Raw genomic sequence first — 17,023 nt, forward strand, 5'->3', positions numbered from 1 at the left:
CACTACCGGTTATTGATAATTAAATTATTTCTATATCAAAGTATTGTTATAACTATATTTTAAAAAAGTCATTCTACTTTTTAAGTTGTTTGTTTATCTTTGCAACTATGCAAATGACAAATTTCGAAGAGCTAAAAGTTCTTTTAAAATCAACACCAAAGAAAATTGCAATTCTACCGCACAAAAATCCTGATGGAGATGCGATAGGTTCTACATTGGCGATGTATCATTATTTGAACAAATTGGGACATATATGTAATATTGTATCTCCTAATGATTTTCCGAAGTTCCTAAAATGGATGCCTTCAGCAAAAGATATTGTAATTGCAGATTACCGACCAAAAGTTGCCGAAGCAATTATACATCAAGCTGAGTTGATTTTTATCTTAGATTTTAATACCGTAAAACGAATTGACGACTTAGGAAACTGGGTTGAACGTTCAAAAGCACCAAAAATATTAATCGATCATCACCGCGAACCAGATACATTTGATTTTATGTATTCGGATATCGAAATGCCTGCGACTTGTCAAATGGTTTATAATTTTATCGATACGATGAATGATTTGGATAAAATTGACAAAGGTATTGCTGAATGTATTTATACTGGGATAATGACCGATACAGGTGGATTCCGTTTTCGTAATACATCGGCAGATACGCACAGAATTGTAGCAGAATTGATTGATAAAGGTGTAGAAGTTGACAAAGTGACTTCTTATGTAAACGATTCGCAAACGCAAGGACGTTTAAAATTGTTATCCTTAACCCTAAATAATCTAACTTTTTTACCAGAACATCGTACAGCTTTCATGTTTTTAAAACGTGAAGATTTGTTAGCAAATGGTTTTCAGAAAGGAGATACAGAAGGTTTTGTAAATTATGGTTTGAGTGTAGAGAATTTTATCTTTTCTGTAATTTTTATTGAAGACACACATCATAATTTCATTAAAATTTCGTTACGTTCTAAAGGTGATTTTGATGTGAATGAATTCTCTCGTAAACATTTTAATGGCGGTGGTCATATGAATGCGGCTGGAGGTCGTTCGGATATGAATATGGAAGAAACAATTGCTTATTTCCAATCACTTTTACCAGAATATCAAGAAAAATTAGCTAGTATCGTTATCTAATGAAAAAAGTTATTTTATTCACTTTCGCTGTTTTTGCGTTAATGAGTTGTGATCAAAAAGTGATACAATATCCCGTTTCATATTCTAATGATGATTTTATGAAACGTTCGCAAGAGCGCGGAAAATTATTGCATCAAGAAGAATTGCAATGGTTTGATGATTATATGAAAACATCTGACCTAAAATTTGTTAAAACGAGTTCGGGATTTTGGATTTCGAACAGTGGTCAACGAACAGCTCAAACAGCTAATAATGGAGATTATATCGAATTTGAATACCAAGTAACTGATCTCGAAAACAACATTTTATATTCGTTTCACGATAATAAAGTTCAGAAAATAATTTTAGGAAAAGCTGATATTGTGAGAGGTTTACAAGCTGGTTTACAATTAATTCCTGAAGGTGAAACTGCTAAATTATTGTTACCTTCGTTTTTAGCTTATGGAGGTTATGGCGATACGCAAAAAATTGCGCCAGACTCGCCTATTATTATGGATGTAAAAGTCTTAAAAATTAAAAAACACTAATAAACACAAAGACTGTCAAGTTAAAATGAGAAAAATATTATTAATCTTAACTGTCATCACTACCCTTGTTAGTTGTGGCGTTAAAATTCCAAAATCGATGAGTAAAGAAGAATTTAAAAGTTTAGAAGACGGATTGTATGCAAAAATGACAACAAATCATGGTGCAATGACAATCAAATTATACGAAGAAGAAGCGCCAATGACGGTTGCTAACTTTGTTGGATTAGCAGAAGGTACAAAAGAAAATAAAGCAAAAGCAAAAGGAGTTCCTTTTTATGATGGAATCATTTTTCACCGTGTGATCAAAGATTTCATGATTCAAGGTGGTGATCCAGATGGTATTGGTACAGGTGGACCTGGTTACGATTTCGAAGATGAGTTTGAACCAACTTTAAAACACGACAAAAAAGGTGTTTTATCTATGGCAAATTCAGGACCAGCTACAAACGGTTCTCAATTCTTCATCACAGAAGTTCCTACACCATGGTTAGACGGACGTCACACTATTTTCGGACAAGTTGTAGAAGGTTTAGACGTAGTTGATTCTATTGCAAATGTAGAAAAAACGCCAAGTGATAAACCAGTTGTTCCAGTTGTAATTGAGAAAGTAGAAATCGCTCGTAAAGGTGATAAATATGCTAAATACAACGGAGCTGAAGCATTTGAAGCTGCAAAAGCTAATCACGCAAAAAAACAAGCTGAAGCTGAAGCGAAAGCAAAAGCTGAAAAAGATGCAGAAATTGCTCGTCAAAAAGAATTAGAAGCAAAAGCTCAATCAACTCCTTCTGGATTAAAATATGTAATTTTAGAAGAAGGTAACGGAGCAAAACCAATTCAAGGAGATCCAATCCAAGTACATTATACTTTACGCTTAAACGATGGTGAAAAATTAGATTCATCTTACGATCGCAATCAACCATTAGACGCAACAGTTGGTGTAACAGGATTAATCCAAGGTTGGATGGAAGCATTAACAATGTTCAACAGAGGTTCTAAAGTTTTCTTAATTATCCCTGCAGAATTAGGATATGGTTCAAGAGGTGCTGGAGGTGTTGTTCCACCAAACGCAACTTTATATTTTGATATGGAAGTTTTAGATAAATAATTTATCTATTCAAAATAAGTAGAAAAGCCACTCAAATTGAGTGGCTTTCTTTATTTATTCTCTATAACAGTTTCATTCTCTGCTTCAACTTTCTTCTCGTATTTTTTTCGGATATACTCTGCTGCCAATGTCACAGCAATCCCTCCAATTATTCCATAAATAGACCTTTTTCCTAGAAATTTAGCAACGGTTACGCCTGTTGTAGCTGCAGTTGTTAAAAGACCTATTTTAGTTCCTTTCTCTGTGTGATTTTTTGTTAATGCTTCTAAAATTTTCATAGCTTTTTATGTTTAGTTTTATAAATACTAACAATTATCAAACCAATTTTATTTAATAAAATCTTCTACTAATTCTTTTGGACGACCTACTACTCCATTTTTTTCATCTGTTACAATCGGACGTTGAATCAATTTTGGATATTCAACCAAAGCATTCAAAACTTCATCATCAGAAAGTTCTTTTCCTTTAAAATTTGCTTTCCAATCTTCCTCATTTGTACGCACAATATCAATCGGTTTTAAATTTAGTTTAGTCAAAATTTCCTTCAATTCATTCTTCGTTAAAGGTTCTTTCAAATATTCTCTTACTACAAAATCTTTTCCAAATTCTTCTAAAATTTTCATCGCATCTCTACTTTTACCGCAACGCGAATTATGCAAAATCGTGTACATATCGTTATTTTTTAGTAAATTTAACTAAATTAAAGATTATGAAAAAGCTATTTTTATTTATCAGCGTTTCTCTCCTATTCTTTGCTTGTACAACCAATCAATCTACACAAAATTCAGTTCCGAATAAAGATGAAAATTCATTAAAATTCGAACCAAATGAAGATGGTGATTATGATATTGTAGTATTTGATTCTCAATATGATATTTATTTAAAAACAACTGCATTACCCAAAGAATATTATTCAAAAGAATATTACGAACAAAAAAATCGCCAATATGTGATGATTTGGAATCAACGACATATGCAACCAATGACATATAATCCAGATTTGTATGCGGTGAGTATAGATTTGGATCCTTCGATTGACTATGGTTATGATTTTGAATACAAATTATTTAACTTTTTTCGATTTATTGAACATAAATATCGTGTCAGAATTAGATAATATCGTTTATTTTTGCAAGCTAATTTTAGAAAGATGAACGATTTTTCAATCAAAATATACAATCAAATTATTGAAGCAATTCCAGATTTCACAGGGCTTCACAAGAAAGATACAGAATTATTAGAATTTCATATCGAGAATGAATACAAATCAACTTTTGGAGATCTTTATATTCAGATTTCGGATGATGATAAGATATGGATTAAATCTTCTTTTCCTTTCACAACTTACGAAGTAGATTCTGTGGAGGAACTTTTGTATATTTTAGAAGGATTGTTGTTCAACCAATTATTCTGGGTAATTAGTTATGATGATGGCGATTGGGACGATACTTTTTTGATGCTGAAAGACCAAGAAATTAAAACAGAAGAAGGTTTTACTTATAAAATTCTTTCTTGGAACGGAAAAGATGATAAAGTGATTAATGCTTAACCTCCTATTTTTATACATTTGCAATTATGTTTAACAACGAATTACTAAAAGACATCCAAAAACGTACACAAGATTTGCACGAATATTTGGAAATCGAACAAAAAGAAATCGAAGTTCAAAATGAAGAAGAGCATGCTGCTTCACCTGAATTTTGGAACAACCCGAAAGAAGCCGAAGCTTTTATGAAAGTTTTGCGTGGTAAAAAGAAATGGATCGATGAATACCAAACAATTGCAAATGCAGTAAATGATGTCGAAGTTTTAGTAGAATTTAACCGCGAAGGTGAAGTAAGTGACGAAGAAGTTATGGAACAATATAATGTTGTTGCCAAGCTTTTAGAAGATATAGAATTCAAGAATATGCTTTCAGAAGAAGGAGATAATCTTGGTGCAATTCTTCAAATTACTGCGGGAGCTGGAGGTACAGAATCTTGTGATTGGGCTTCTATGTTGATGCGTATGTATTTGATGTGGGCCGAAAAACATGGATATAAAGTAAAAGAATTAAACTATCAAGCGGGTGATGTTGCGGGTGTAAAAACGGTAACATTAGAAGTGGATGGCGAATTTGCTTTCGGTTATCTAAAAGGAGAAAATGGTGTACATCGGTTGGTACGTATTTCGCCTTTTGATAGTAATGCAAAGCGTCACACAAGTTTCGTTTCGGTTTATGTTTCGCCAATTGTGGATGATACAATCGAGATTGAAATCAATCCTGCTGATATCGAATTACAAACGTCTCGTTCTGGAGGAGCTGGAGGACAAAATGTAAATAAGGTTGAAACGAAAGTTCAGTTAACACACAAACCTACAGGAATTGTGGTTGTTTGTCAGGTTGAACGTTCTCAGTTAGCCAATCGCGAACGTGCAATGGAGATGTTAAAATCTGAATTATACAAGATTGAGTTAGAGAAAAAAATGGCTGCACGTAATGAGATCGAGGCAAATAAGATGAAAATCGAATGGGGTTCTCAAATTCGTAATTATGTGATGCATCCATACAAATTGGTAAAAGACGTCAGAACAGGAACTGAAACAGGTAATGTGGATGCTGTAATGAACGGTGATATAGACGAATTCTTGAAATCGTTCCTTATGCTAATGGGACAAAAAGAAACGTCAAAATAGTTTTATCCTAAATTTCTTTCATGAAAATATTAATCGGAGGTGCTGGAGAAGTTGGTTTTCATTTGGCTAAATTACTTTCTAATGAAATGAATGACATCGTCATCATGGACATGGACAAGGACAAGTTGTTGATGATCGAAAACTCATTAGATGTAATGGCTTATCGTGGTGATATCACTTCTTTCAAAGCTTTGCGAGAAGTTGGAATTGATGATACAGATATTTTTATATCGGTCACTCATCTTCAAAACACAAACCTTACAAGTGCTTCGATTGCAAAAGATTTAGGAGCAAAACGCACATTAGCTCGAATTTCGAATCCTGAATTTCTTTACAAAGAAAATCAATTTTGGGTTCAAGGAATGGGAATTGATGCATTAATTAGCCCTGAGAAATTAGCGGCTGATGAAATTTATTCTCTGGTTCAACAATCTGCTTTCAATGCGATGCATCCGTTTGCAAATGGTCAGCTTTTTATGGTTGGAACTGTTTTGGATGCGGATTGTAAAATTTTGGATAAGCAGTACAAAGACATGTATTTGACGACGAAAGGTGGCGAAGACAATCTTTTGATGCCAATTGCAATAATTCGTAGCAACGAACGTGGCGAGTATCAAACCATTATTCCTGAAGCCGAAACTGAATTTAGAATAGATGATCACGTTTATTTTATTGTCAAAAAAGCTGGAATTTTAGAAGTTTATAAAATCCTTGGAAAGAAACAAGAATATTTCAAAAATGTAATTGTTTTGGGAGGAGGAAGTATTGGTGTCAAAGTTGCCAAACTTTTGAAAGATAATAAGCACAACGTTAAGCTATTAGAAATCAACAGAAACAAAGCTTTTGATTTAGCTGATGATTTAAATAACATTTTGATTATCAATGGTGATGGTCGCGATGGAGAATTGTTATTGGAAGTAGGTATTTCTGATTCGGATGCTTTTATCGCTGTGACAGGAAGTTCGGAAACGAATATTATGTCATGTCTTTTAGCAAAATCAAAAGGTGTTAAAAAAACAATTGCTTTGGTCGAAAATATCGATTATATTCATCTTAGTCAAGAAGTTGGAATTAACGCTTTTATCAATAAAAAACTCTTAACCGCAGATAGTATTTTCCGTTATATTCGACAAGGTTCTGTGATGGATGTAACAGGAATTTCTGATTTAGATGCTGAAGTTTTAGAATTTCGTATTCACGAAAATTCCGAAATCGCGTTCAAAAAAGTAAGCGATTTTCCGTTTAAAGAAGGTGCTATTATTGCTGGAATTGTTCGTAGAAATGATGGATTTATTCCAACAAAAGATTTTATTATCGAACCAAAAGATCACGTTGTGGTTTTTAGTCAAGCGAATTTAATTCCAAAAGTGACCAAATATTTTAAATAATGAAATCACTTAACATCAAAGTAATCCTGAATCTTTCGGGTGTTTTATTACTATTAAATGCGCTCTTTATGTTTATTGCAACATGTGTCAGCATTTATTTTAATGATCATCTACTCTACCCTTTTTTAGTTTCGGGGAGTTTAGTGGGATTGTCGGGAGCTGCAATGATGTATTTTACGCGTGACAGAAGAAAACACATCAACAAACGCGAAGGTTATATCGTGGTTTGTGTCGGATGGCTTTTCTTGATTCTTTCGGGGTGTTTACCCTATGTTACCTCGTTAATATTTCTACCAAACGATCATATCATCAATGAGAATTTTAGTTTTGTTAACATTATTTACGAAACCGTTTCTGGTTATACAGCGACTGGGACATCAATTTATGATGATGTAGAAAGTCTCCCAAAAAGTATATTATTTTGGCGAAGTACAACCAATTGGATTGGTGGAATGGGGATTATCGTTTTGACGATTGCAATTTTACCGTTTCTTGGAATTGGTGGTCGACAACTTTTTATGGCAGAAGCACCTGGTATTTACACGGATAAAATTCACCCTCGAATTACAGAAACAGCGAAAAACCTTTGGTTAGTTTACTTAGGCTTAACTGCTTTTTTTGCGATATTACTTTATTTTGGTGGAATGAATTTATTTGATGCTGCAAATCATTCGATGAGTGTGATTGCAACCGCAGGTTTTTCCACTAAAAATGAAGGTTTGATGTATTGGAATAACAATGTTTTTATTCAATATGTATTAATCGTGATGATGTTTTTGGGCGGAACAAACTTCGCTTTAATTTATTTATTGATTAAAGGACAATTCAAAAAAGTATGGAAAAATGAAGAATTCCGTTGGTGGGTTGGTTTACTTGCTGTCGTTACATTTATCGTTTTTGTCGTATTATTTTTCAATATTTACCCTAGTTATTCCGTCGAAACCTATTCGTGGTTCAATTTCGAACATTCATTCAGAAGTTCATTATTCCACGTTGTATCTATCGCATCTACAACAGCTTTGGCAATGGAAGATTACACAAGTTGGTTAACCGTAACCACACTTATTTTCTTCTCTTTGTTCTTCATCGGAGGTTCGGCAGGTTCTACATCTGGAGGAATTACAGTTATTAGACACGTCATTTTATTAAAAAATAGTTGGATCGAATTTAAGCGTATTTTACATCCAAACGCAATTATTCCTGTTCGTTATAACAATCGTTCACTGAATCAATCTATCGTTTTCCACGTCATGGCATTCTTTGTTATGTTTATGTTTACGTGGATTGTAAGCTCTATTTTATTTGCTCTTTTAAATTATGGTATAACAATGAGTTTCCAAGATATTTTGGCCTCTTTAACATTAACTGCTTCCACTTTAGGAAACGTAGGTCCGGGAATTGGCGAATTTGGTCCGGGTACCTCAATGAATTCTTTAACAGATAATGCAAAATTATTATGTTGTTTTCTAATGGTTTTAGGACGATTAGAGCTTTATACAATCTTAATTTTATTTACGCCAGCATTCTGGAAAAATAATTAATGAGACGCTTCTAAAATTACTTTCTGAATGATTTCTTCAGTTTGATCTGGGAAATCTTTCTCAATAATTTTATTCGAATCCACCCAACATTGCAATTGTTGGACATTCAAATCATATGAATAATCAACGCCAATCATTTTTAAAGCTTCGCAATTACATAATTGTTCGTATTGACCTTTGATCGGAATCACAAAAAGCTTCTTTTTAAGATAAATACTTTCGGCAGGCAACTCGAAACCAGCACCGCACAAAACTCCTTTACAGTTTTCGAGCGCTTTTATAAAAAGACGTTCATCAATAGGATAAATTTCAACATTAAATTGACGTATTACCTCTTTCACAAAAGGTGAAAAAACTTTCCATTTTGAGTCTTTAATCAATGATAATTTCTCCATAATTTCGGTTGGATGAAAACTTGGTAAATACGCCAAATAGTAATCTTTTTGTTTTGGATGCAATGCTCTAATTTTATCTCGAATGATTGGTAAAAAAATAGCATCATTATATTCTTCGAAATGAAAACCGTAATGTTTAGAAGTCGGTGCATAATATTTTAAAATCGTCTCGCACGTTTTATTTTTCACTTTTGGCGTTTCATCAAATAAAAGCGAAGCTTGATGACTCAAACCTATAATATTTATCTTTTTCTTTCGAGCTGCATGTGCCGTAATTGGTTCAAAATCATTGATAATCAAATCATATTTTTCAATTGGAAAATGATTCACTTCATTCCAAAAAGATTTAAAACTATTCTCCTTAAAAATTCGTTTATACGAAACTTTTCCTAGCTGATTATAAAATAATGACAATCCTTTATGATGTTTAAATTGAAAACTATCGAGTTGTAATTGTGAATTAGAGCCACTTACAAAAACATCCAAATCTCCGTATTCTTCTAGGATTGGTAACATTTTTTGCGCACGAGCCAAGTGTCCATTTCCCGTTCCTTGTAAAGCATATAAAATTTTCATTTACTTCTTATTGAGAATTGAAACGATCAGTTCATCCAATGAATAATTGAACTCGATTTCTTCTAAATTTTGCATCAAAGTATGTTTGTGTTCTTCAAAATAAAACACTGACCAATTTCCGTCTACACATTCTAAAGCCGATAAATTTTCAATCCAATCGCCCGAATTCATATACACACAAGTTCCTTTATCCGTTTTTACTTTTCGCAATTGTGGCTGATGAATATGTCCACAAACCACGTAATCATATTCATTTTCGATAGCTAATTCGGCAGCAGTTTGTTCAAAATCATTGATATGCTTCACTGCTTTTTTAACTGAGTTTTTAATCTTTTGAGACAACGAATAACGTTCTCTTCCAAAAAACTCTAAACACTTATTGATAAAATAATTCAACTGAATTAATTTATCATAACCCCAACCACCTAATTTCGCAATCCATTTCGAATGTTGAATCGATGCATCAAACACATCTCCATGATAAATCCAAGCGACTTTATCATTCTGTTTCAACATATATTTATCCGTTAAAAGAATATTACCAAAACGCATTGTCGTAAATTTACGCAACAGTTCATCATGATTTCCAGTGATATAAACGATTGGAATTCCTTTTTCGGATAAATTCAATAAATAACTAATGATTTGAAGATGCGTTTCTGGGAAATAACTTTTCTTGAAATTCCAAATATCCACAATATCACCATTGAGAATAATTTTTTTTGGATTGATTGACTGTAGATAAGCTAACAGTTCTTGTGCTTTACAACCAAAAGTTCCTAAATGCACATCCGAAATAACAACAACATCAAGATTACGCTTCATTGATTTTTATTTAAATTTCGAAATCAAATATTACTTAAACGTTTTTTTAATCTTATGAAATCTTTATAAATTTGAGTCTAAATTGTAAAGTTATGAGCGAATTGAAATTCAAAACAAATATAAATTGTGACAGCTGTATCAAATCTGTTAAACCTTTTTTAGACGAAGCTGTTGGTGAAGACAATTGGAAAGTTGATACTTCTGATGAACGAAAAGTACTGACTGTGACAACAACTGAGGATGAAGAAGAAGTTGTGGAAGCTGTGACAGATGCAGGTTTTAAGATTCAGAAATTAGAAGAATAAATAAAAGCGATTCAGTAAACTGAATCGCTTTTTTGTTAGATTAAGAATATACTCTTTCTTATTTTTTTACTACTTTTTGAGTAGAAGATTTTCCGTTAGAAGTTGTTTTAACCACATAAGTTCCTTTAACTAATGAAGAAACATTTACGTTTTGAACACCTTTAACTTCGAAAGATTTTACTAATTGTCCGTTGATATTGTATACTTCTACAGTTGTTTTATCTTTTGCATTGAATAAAGCATCTGTTCCCCAAACTGTATTAAATACAGCTTTAGAAGCTTCTAAATCATTTAACCCTAAACTTGGAGCTGTCCAAACTACATTATCCACAGTAAATTGTTTATTTCCTGCAGCTGTACCTCCTGCAAATGAAATTTTAACTTTTACAGCACCTTCTTTTTTAATAGTAGTAGTTGATGTATAAACAGTAGTTTGAGTTCCTGATCCTTCACCAAATGCTGGCATAGCATTTACTTGAACACCATCTACATAAACAGCTATAGTTCTAGGAACACCCCCTGTGAAAGCTTTTCTATAAGAAAAAGTAAAATCACCTACTCCATTTGGAATTGAAAATTCAACTGAACTTGGTTCATCAGCTCTTCTTAACATTATTCCTTTTGATTGAATAGCACTATCATCAGCAGTTCCTAAACCTTCATTTCTTGAATGTACAAAACTTACATTAACTCCTGCTGTCTCTCCAGCAAAAGATCCATCTGCATAAGTTGCTGTTAAAACCGTTTGAGACTCGAATGATTCAGAACCTTGCCCAAATGATAATGTTGATAATGCAGCAACTGCTACTAAAGAATAGAATTTTTTCATATTGTATTTTTTTAAATTATTTCTGTAAAGATAGTTAAAAAACTAAATCAATATACAAGACGCAAAAAATTAACGATTTGGTAAAACTAAAAAAGCAGCCAAAAGGCTGCTTCAACTATAAATTCTAATTATATTTTTTAAATATGAATTGCATGTCCATATGCATCTTCTACCGCTTCCATAATAGCTTCCGCCATTGTTGGGTGAGCGTGTACAGATTTCATTATTTCGTGTGCCGTCGTTTCTAATTTACGTGCAACAACTGCTTCCGCAATCATTTCCGTAACACCATCACCAATCATGTGACATCCTAACCATTCACCATATTTCGCATCAAAAACAACTTTTACGAATCCATCAGCAGCTCCATTTGCAACAGCTTTTCCGTTTGCAGAGAATGGGAATTTACCAACTTTCACTTCGTAACCTGCTTCTTTTGCTTTTGCTTCTGTAAGCCCAACAGACGCAATTTCTGGTGAACAATATGTACAACCTGGGATATTTCCGTAGTCAATTGGCTCAACTTTTTCGCCAGCAATATGCTCAACACATAAAATTCCTTGTGCTGATGCTAAGTGTGCTAAATCTGCTCCTTTTACAACATCACCAATTGCGTAATATCCTTTTACAGATGTTTCACAAAAATCATTGATAACAATTTTACCTCTTTCAGTTGCAATACCAACTTCTTCAAGACCAATATTTTCTGTATTTGGAACAACACCAACAGCAGATAAAACAACTTCAGCTTCGATAATTTCTTCACCTTTAGCAGTTTTAATTGTTGCTTTTACTAAATCTCCAGTTGTATCAACTCCTGTAACTTCTGCATTTGTTAAGATATTGATTCCAGATTTTTTAAGAGATAATTGCAATTGTTTCGAAATATCTTCATCTTCAACATTTACAATGCGTGGTAAAAACTCTACAATTGTAACTTCTGTTCCTAATGTATTGTAGAAATGAGCAAACTCAACTCCAATCGCACCAGAACCTACAACAATCATTGATTTTGGTTGTTTTTCCATTGCTAATGCACCACGGTAACCAATTACTTTTTTACCATCTTGCGGTAATGCAGGTAATTCACGAGAACGTGCACCAGTTGCAATAATTATATTTTCTGAAGATAATTCGCTAACAGAACCATCTGCTGCAGTAACTTTTACTTTTTTTCCTGGTAAAACTTTTGCTTCACCTTGAATTACTTCAATTTTGTTCTTCTTCATCAAGAATTGAACACCTTTACTCATACGATCTGCTACTCCTCTACTACGAGAAACTACATTTCCAAATTCGAATGAAATATCTGAAGGTAGGTTAATTCCAAAATCTTCTGCATGATTTAAGTATTTAAATACTTGTGCAGATTTTAATAAAGCTTTTGTAGGAATACATCCCCAGTTAAGACAAATACCACCTAACTCAGCTTTTTCTACGATTGCTACTTTTTTACCTAATTGTGCTGCTCTAATTGCTGCTACGTATCCTCCAGGACCACTTCCAATAACTATAATGTCGTAACTCATTTTTTCCATAATTTGAATGCTAATTTAATAATTATAACCCGAAAAAAAAGGAATTCCTCAAAATAGATTTAAATTTCTTACTTTTGCAATGTGAAAATATTCTTTGAAAATTACGCTGACGACTTACAAGTCGAAACTGAATTACCTTTAGAAGGTAGTTTATCACAAGCTATTGAGATTTTTCATAACCTACCTGATTATGACGGGAGTTATATTGGTTTGATGAATCAAGATGGGAATACTATTCAGATTTCGAAATATGATCGTTTTTTATTTTTAGTAGAAATCCCTGTATATCAAGAACAAGCTTCATATTCAGTATTATTTACTTATTTTCAAGTAATGCAATTATTAGAAGATTTATACAAAGGATTTGATCCTTATAACATAAAAGGATTGAAGTTTGAACAGTATTTAACAAAAAAAGCAACGAAATAATCGTTGCTTTTTTATTTAATATTATGTATTAATTCGCTAAATCCGTATATTTTTTTCTTGACTTTTTCAAACGAATTAATACATAAATTAAAGAGATTACAGAAATTGTAAACGTAGTATTTAATAATAAATCTGCAGATTCAAATTCTAAAATCTTAGTAAAACCAGCAATCACAACTAAAATAAAACTAAATATATAAATAAAAAATGGGTGTCTAACATTCATTTCTACTATTTTTTAACTTAAACTTAACATTGATAAAAATAATTTTATAATTTCCAAATTATTTATCATCAATCAAATAAAATTTAACATAACTTAGTTCCATGGATCTTTTTAACGATTTATTTGAGGAACAAGAAAATCTACTTCCTAAAGATGGAACTGTAAATTATTTTGGGCAAATTATGAGTGACGAGGAAGCGCATCATTATTATTCTGTTTTATTAAATGAAATTGAATGGAAGAATGATCAAGCGATAATATTTAGAAAATTAATCGAAACTAAACGAAAAATTGCTTGGTTCGGAGATTTTCCATTTGCGTATACCTATTCCAAAATCACGAAAACAGCTTTGCCATGGACTGATGCTTTACTTGAATTAAAAAAATTAGCTGAGGAAAAAACTGGCGAAAATTATAATTCTTGTTTGGTAAATTTATATCACGATGGTTCCGAAGGAATGGCTTGGCACAGTGATGGTGAAAAACAATTGAAACGTCATGGCGCAATTGCGTCGCTTAGTTTTGGTGCTGAACGTAAATTTGGTTTTAAACACAAAGAAACCAAAGAAGTAATTGCTTTAAATCTTGCAAGTGGAAGTTTATTGGTAATGAAAAATGAAACGCAGGATTATTGGCTACATCGCTTACCTCCTACTAAAAAAGTAAATTCGCCACGAATTAATCTAACATTCAGAACAATAGATTTGGAGCAATAATTATTTTTGCTTGGAGATTTCAGCTTTATAAAAAGTCAAACTTTGTTGATTAAATTTATTCAGAAATGCATCATTAAAATCATTCAAAGAAATAACATCCAAATCAATTTTGGTTTTTAACGTCGGTAAAGCAATCACTTTATTTGATGATTTATCCAAACTATTCCATTTTGCAATAAACTCTTTTGTAGCTGTAATAAAAGTTGATTCGCCATTTTCTTTCGAATAATCATCCGAAACTATTGAACGTTTTATAGCAGATAATTCAATCTTTTTTGTCTGACGATTGTATCGAAAATAAGATGTAAACAAAACATCTCCTATTTTATTGATAATCTTAAAACCTTTCTTTGTTTCCTCAATCTTCGCATTGTGATCCAATTCATGAAAAGCTAAACTACTCTGCTTTTTATATTCAGTATCAGAAAGTAAAAACTCTATTTTATTCGTTTCAAAATTAATCGAAACCTTGTCAAACTTTCCATCTCCGTCCAAATCTTTCACAATAGATTGTTTTGCAAAAGTCAGTAGACTCATGCTCAAAAACAACGATATGAAAAATATTAACCTCATCAGAAAGTACAATGTTTTAATTTTTATCTAAAGATACCACAAAAAAAGCTCCAAAAAGGAGCTTTAACTATTTAATAACAGGATTTATATCCAAAATATTTTCTTTTCGATATTTTTCGATAAAATCATCTGTAAAATTTTCGCTTCCTAACAATTTATTTTCTTGTAAAACCTTTTTAATATCAAGCTTTTTATAAGCTTGTAACATCGGTTCAGAAATCGCTTTATACGTAAAATGCCACGGTTCATATTTGAATCCTTTTCTCGCTGAATTATCCGTGTACACCAAATAAAAACCATATTTAGATGCATTTTCATCTAACCAAAGTTTAAATTTATGCATTGATCCTCCTTCGTTAAAATGTTTCTCATTCAACGGATCTGCTGGTATTCCGCGCGTTCCGTCTATAATATCCAAATCAGTTCCCCAATGGTGACGAGAAGTTCCTGGAATGGTAGAATATTCAATAATCTTTTCGATGTTTTCTTTCGCTGCAATTTTCTTCGCTTGATTTGCTTTATACTTGCGCTCCCAAATTCCGTTTTGATACGTATAATTTCTATAGCTCGAAATCACTTGTATTTTAAAACCTGCTTTTTGTGCATCAGCTTTCATTAATTCAAATTGTTTTGCAACTTCTGGCAACAATTTATACCCATTTCCAACCATCGTAGGGTTGCCTTTACCAATCAATTCAGCCGTTGTAAAAGTAGGTAAAATAGTATCTGTTTCTTCTGGAGTTTGATCGCTGTTACCGAAAGCACAACCAGCATTTAGCATAAAAGCAAGTAAAATTAAATAAGAAAATTTCATAATATTAAATTGAGACATTATGGTAAGTATTAGATTTTGGTTTATTTTTATCAAAATTAAAGAATAAAAGTGGAGATTGTTATAATAATCGTATTGATTTTATTGAACGGAATTTTTTCCATGTCAGAAATGGCACTTGTTTCGTCAAGAAAATTCAAATTAGAAAATCAAATGAAGAAAGGAAGTTCTGGTGCTAAAACGGCTTTAGAACTTGCTGAGAATCCGAACAAATTTTTATCAACCGTACAAATCGGAATTACCCTTATTGGTATCTTATTAGGGGTTTTCTCGGGTGATAAACTAACTGCAAATTTAACAGAATTTTTAACATCTATTTCTTTCATTGCACCTTACGCCAAAACACTTTCTCCAATTATTATGGTAGTAATCATCACTTATTTTTCGATTGTATTTGGCGAATTATTACCAAAACGTTTGGGAATGAAATTTCCTGAAATGGTTTCTACTATTGTTTCGAAACCGATGAAATGGTTATCTATCATCACTTCTCCATTCGTTTGGTTGTTAACAGTTACCAATAATTTTTTCTTAAAATTGTTTGGTATTAAAGACGATAGCAGCGAAGTTGTTTCGGAAGAAGAAATTAAAAATATCATCAAAGAAAGTACAGAAGGTGGTGAAATTCAGGAAAAAGAACACGAAATCTTAGAACGTGTTTTCGAGCTTGGAGATCGTCGTGTGAACACGTTAGCAACGCATCGTTCGGAAATTGCTTCATTAGATATTTCGGATGATTATGAGAAAGCACGTGCAAAAGTTAAGAAAAATAAATATTCAGCCTACCCTGTTACGAAGAACAATAATCTGGACGAAATCGTTGGTATCTTGAAACTAAAAGATATGTTTGGTGTAAGTAAGGAAGATTTTAGCCTGAAAAAATTTATACACAAACCTATTTTTGTCAATGAAAATTCGTTTAGTTATCCTTTGTTGGAAATGTTACAGAATTCACAAGCACATTTTGCCATTATTTTAGACGAATATGGTACGACGGCTGGAATTGTAACAATAAACGATATTTTGGACGAATTGGTTGGTGATACACCAGAGAACCAAGACGAAGATTACGAAATCGTAGAACGTGAAGATGGTACATGGTTGATCGATGGGCAATTTTCGATCTATGAATTCGAGAAGTTTTTTGAGATTGATATCGACGAAGACATCGAAAATAGATATGTTACCGTTGCTGGAATTTTCTTAGATAAATACGAAACCATTCCAAATGTTGGTGATAAGGTAGAAGTAGAAGATTTGACACTAGAAATTGTAGACAAAGACGGTAATCGTATTGATAAAATATTGGCATATCGAAAATTTAATTGAACTTTTTTAAATTAATAGGATAACATAATTTGAATTTGTTTCTTGAAATTCAGTTTTATTTGTGCAACTCATGATTTAAA

Annotated in this window: 21 protein-coding genes; 12 read left to right on the forward strand and 9 right to left on the reverse strand. The window is 32.3% G+C overall.

Going from position 1 to position 17,023, the window contains the following annotated elements; genetic code table 11:
- The first annotated feature begins 107 nt into the window (after positions 1–107).
- The 3 genes from B4E95_RS04835 to B4E95_RS04845 are packed head-to-tail and all read left to right on the forward strand — an operon-like array spanning position 108 to position 2,765.
- Positions 108–1,133, forward strand: a complete 1,026-nt coding sequence (locus B4E95_RS04835; protein ID WP_291061581.1) for a DHH family phosphoesterase — start codon at positions 108–110, stop codon at positions 1,131–1,133.
- Positions 1,133–1,660 (forward strand): FKBP-type peptidyl-prolyl cis-trans isomerase, encoded by a 528-nt coding sequence (locus B4E95_RS04840; RefSeq protein ID WP_291061579.1) that lies wholly within the window; start codon positions 1,133–1,135, stop codon positions 1,658–1,660. Before B4E95_RS04835 ends, B4E95_RS04840 begins: the two co-directional genes overlap by 1 nt.
- 25 nt (positions 1,661–1,685) lie before the next feature.
- Positions 1,686–2,765: a peptidylprolyl isomerase gene (locus B4E95_RS04845; protein ID WP_286495213.1), complete on the forward strand. Its 1,080-nt coding sequence runs from the start codon at positions 1,686–1,688 to the stop codon at positions 2,763–2,765.
- A 50-nt stretch (positions 2,766–2,815) separates the two neighbouring features.
- Here the strand turns inward: B4E95_RS04845 and B4E95_RS04850 are convergent, their stop codons facing one another.
- Together B4E95_RS04850 and B4E95_RS04855 are read right to left on the reverse strand one after the other, a co-directional pair.
- Positions 2,816–3,043 (reverse strand): hypothetical protein, encoded by a 228-nt coding sequence (locus B4E95_RS04850; protein ID WP_291090354.1) that lies wholly within the window; start codon positions 3,041–3,043, stop codon positions 2,816–2,818.
- A 48-nt stretch (positions 3,044–3,091) separates the two neighbouring features.
- The gene (locus B4E95_RS04855; RefSeq protein ID WP_291061573.1) at positions 3,092–3,436 is read right to left on the reverse strand and encodes an arsenate reductase family protein; all 345 of its coding nucleotides are present in this window, start codon (positions 3,434–3,436) and stop codon (positions 3,092–3,094) included.
- A gap of 38 nt (positions 3,437–3,474) precedes the next feature.
- Here B4E95_RS04855 and B4E95_RS04860 point away from each other — a divergent pair, with 38 nt between their 5' ends.
- The 5 genes from B4E95_RS04860 to B4E95_RS04880 are packed head-to-tail and all read left to right on the forward strand — an operon-like array spanning position 3,475 to position 8,370.
- Positions 3,475–3,882, forward strand: a complete 408-nt coding sequence (locus tag B4E95_RS04860; RefSeq protein ID WP_291090357.1) for a DUF6146 family protein — start codon at positions 3,475–3,477, stop codon at positions 3,880–3,882.
- A gap of 33 nt (positions 3,883–3,915) precedes the next feature.
- The gene (locus B4E95_RS04865; protein WP_291066780.1) at positions 3,916–4,314 is read left to right on the forward strand and encodes a hypothetical protein; all 399 of its coding nucleotides are present in this window, start codon (positions 3,916–3,918) and stop codon (positions 4,312–4,314) included.
- A gap of 26 nt (positions 4,315–4,340) precedes the next feature.
- Entirely contained in the window at positions 4,341–5,441 is a 1,101-nt protein-coding gene (gene prfB, locus B4E95_RS04870; protein ID WP_280048939.1) for a peptide chain release factor 2, read from the forward strand.
- 20 nt (positions 5,442–5,461) lie between these two features.
- Entirely contained in the window at positions 5,462–6,829 is a 1,368-nt protein-coding gene (gene trkA, locus B4E95_RS04875; RefSeq protein ID WP_291090360.1) for a Trk system potassium transporter TrkA, read from the forward strand.
- Positions 6,829–8,370 carry a TrkH family potassium uptake protein gene (locus B4E95_RS04880; protein ID WP_291090363.1) on the forward strand — a complete coding sequence of 514 codons (1,542 nt, stop codon included), beginning with the start codon at positions 6,829–6,831 and terminating at the stop codon, positions 8,368–8,370. The genes trkA and B4E95_RS04880 overlap by 1 nt, the downstream gene beginning before the upstream one ends.
- Here the strand turns inward: B4E95_RS04880 and B4E95_RS04885 are convergent.
- Both B4E95_RS04885 and B4E95_RS04890 read right to left on the reverse strand, forming a co-directional pair.
- Complete coding sequence (locus tag B4E95_RS04885) at positions 8,367–9,341, reverse strand: glycosyltransferase family protein (RefSeq protein ID WP_291061562.1); 975 nt, start codon at positions 9,339–9,341, stop codon at positions 8,367–8,369. The two genes, B4E95_RS04880 and B4E95_RS04885, sit on opposite strands and share 4 nt — an antisense overlap.
- Positions 9,342–10,166, reverse strand: coding sequence for a UDP-2,3-diacylglucosamine diphosphatase (locus tag B4E95_RS04890; RefSeq protein WP_291090366.1), 825 nt, complete (start codon positions 10,164–10,166; stop codon positions 9,342–9,344).
- A gap of 92 nt (positions 10,167–10,258) precedes the next feature.
- On the opposite strand from B4E95_RS04890, the gene B4E95_RS04895 reads away from it, so the two are divergent.
- The gene (locus B4E95_RS04895; RefSeq protein WP_286476837.1) at positions 10,259–10,471 is read left to right on the forward strand and encodes a hypothetical protein; all 213 of its coding nucleotides are present in this window, start codon (positions 10,259–10,261) and stop codon (positions 10,469–10,471) included.
- 58 nt (positions 10,472–10,529) lie between these two features.
- On the opposite strand, the gene B4E95_RS04900 is transcribed toward B4E95_RS04895, so the two are convergent.
- A complete protein-coding gene (locus B4E95_RS04900) occupies positions 10,530–11,300 on the reverse strand; it encodes a T9SS type A sorting domain-containing protein (RefSeq protein WP_052217822.1) in 771 nt (256 codons plus the stop codon).
- A gap of 137 nt (positions 11,301–11,437) precedes the next feature.
- Positions 11,438–12,829 (reverse strand): dihydrolipoyl dehydrogenase, encoded by a 1,392-nt coding sequence (lpdA, locus tag B4E95_RS04905; protein ID WP_038335929.1) that lies wholly within the window; start codon positions 12,827–12,829, stop codon positions 11,438–11,440.
- Positions 12,830–12,919: 90 nt separating this feature from the next.
- Between lpdA and B4E95_RS04910 the strand changes: the two genes are divergently transcribed.
- Positions 12,920–13,267, forward strand: a complete 348-nt coding sequence (locus tag B4E95_RS04910) for a hypothetical protein (RefSeq protein WP_291090373.1) — start codon at positions 12,920–12,922, stop codon at positions 13,265–13,267.
- 28 nt (positions 13,268–13,295) lie between these two features.
- Here the strand turns inward: B4E95_RS04910 and B4E95_RS04915 are convergent, their stop codons facing one another.
- Complete coding sequence (locus B4E95_RS04915; RefSeq protein WP_291090376.1) at positions 13,296–13,493, reverse strand: hypothetical protein; 198 nt, start codon at positions 13,491–13,493, stop codon at positions 13,296–13,298.
- A 101-nt stretch (positions 13,494–13,594) separates the two neighbouring features.
- Between B4E95_RS04915 and B4E95_RS04920 the strand changes: the two genes are divergently transcribed.
- Complete coding sequence (locus tag B4E95_RS04920; protein WP_291090379.1) at positions 13,595–14,209, forward strand: alpha-ketoglutarate-dependent dioxygenase AlkB family protein; 615 nt, start codon at positions 13,595–13,597, stop codon at positions 14,207–14,209.
- Here the strand turns inward: B4E95_RS04920 and B4E95_RS04925 are convergent, their stop codons facing one another.
- The gene (locus B4E95_RS04925) at positions 14,210–14,746 is read right to left on the reverse strand and encodes a hypothetical protein (protein WP_038335856.1); all 537 of its coding nucleotides are present in this window, start codon (positions 14,744–14,746) and stop codon (positions 14,210–14,212) included.
- A gap of 103 nt (positions 14,747–14,849) precedes the next feature.
- Positions 14,850–15,596, reverse strand: coding sequence for a M15 family metallopeptidase (locus B4E95_RS04930; RefSeq protein ID WP_280037621.1), 747 nt, complete (start codon positions 15,594–15,596; stop codon positions 14,850–14,852).
- Between the two features lie 69 nt (positions 15,597–15,665).
- Here B4E95_RS04930 and B4E95_RS04935 point away from each other — a divergent pair, with 69 nt between their 5' ends.
- Entirely contained in the window at positions 15,666–16,943 is a 1,278-nt protein-coding gene (locus tag B4E95_RS04935; RefSeq protein WP_291090383.1) for a hemolysin family protein, read from the forward strand.
- Positions 16,944–17,023 lie beyond the last annotated feature (80 nt).

The organism is Empedobacter sp. UBA7494 (genome assembly GCF_002478465.1).
GTDB lineage: Bacteria > Bacteroidota > Bacteroidia > Flavobacteriales > Weeksellaceae > Empedobacter > Empedobacter falsenii_B.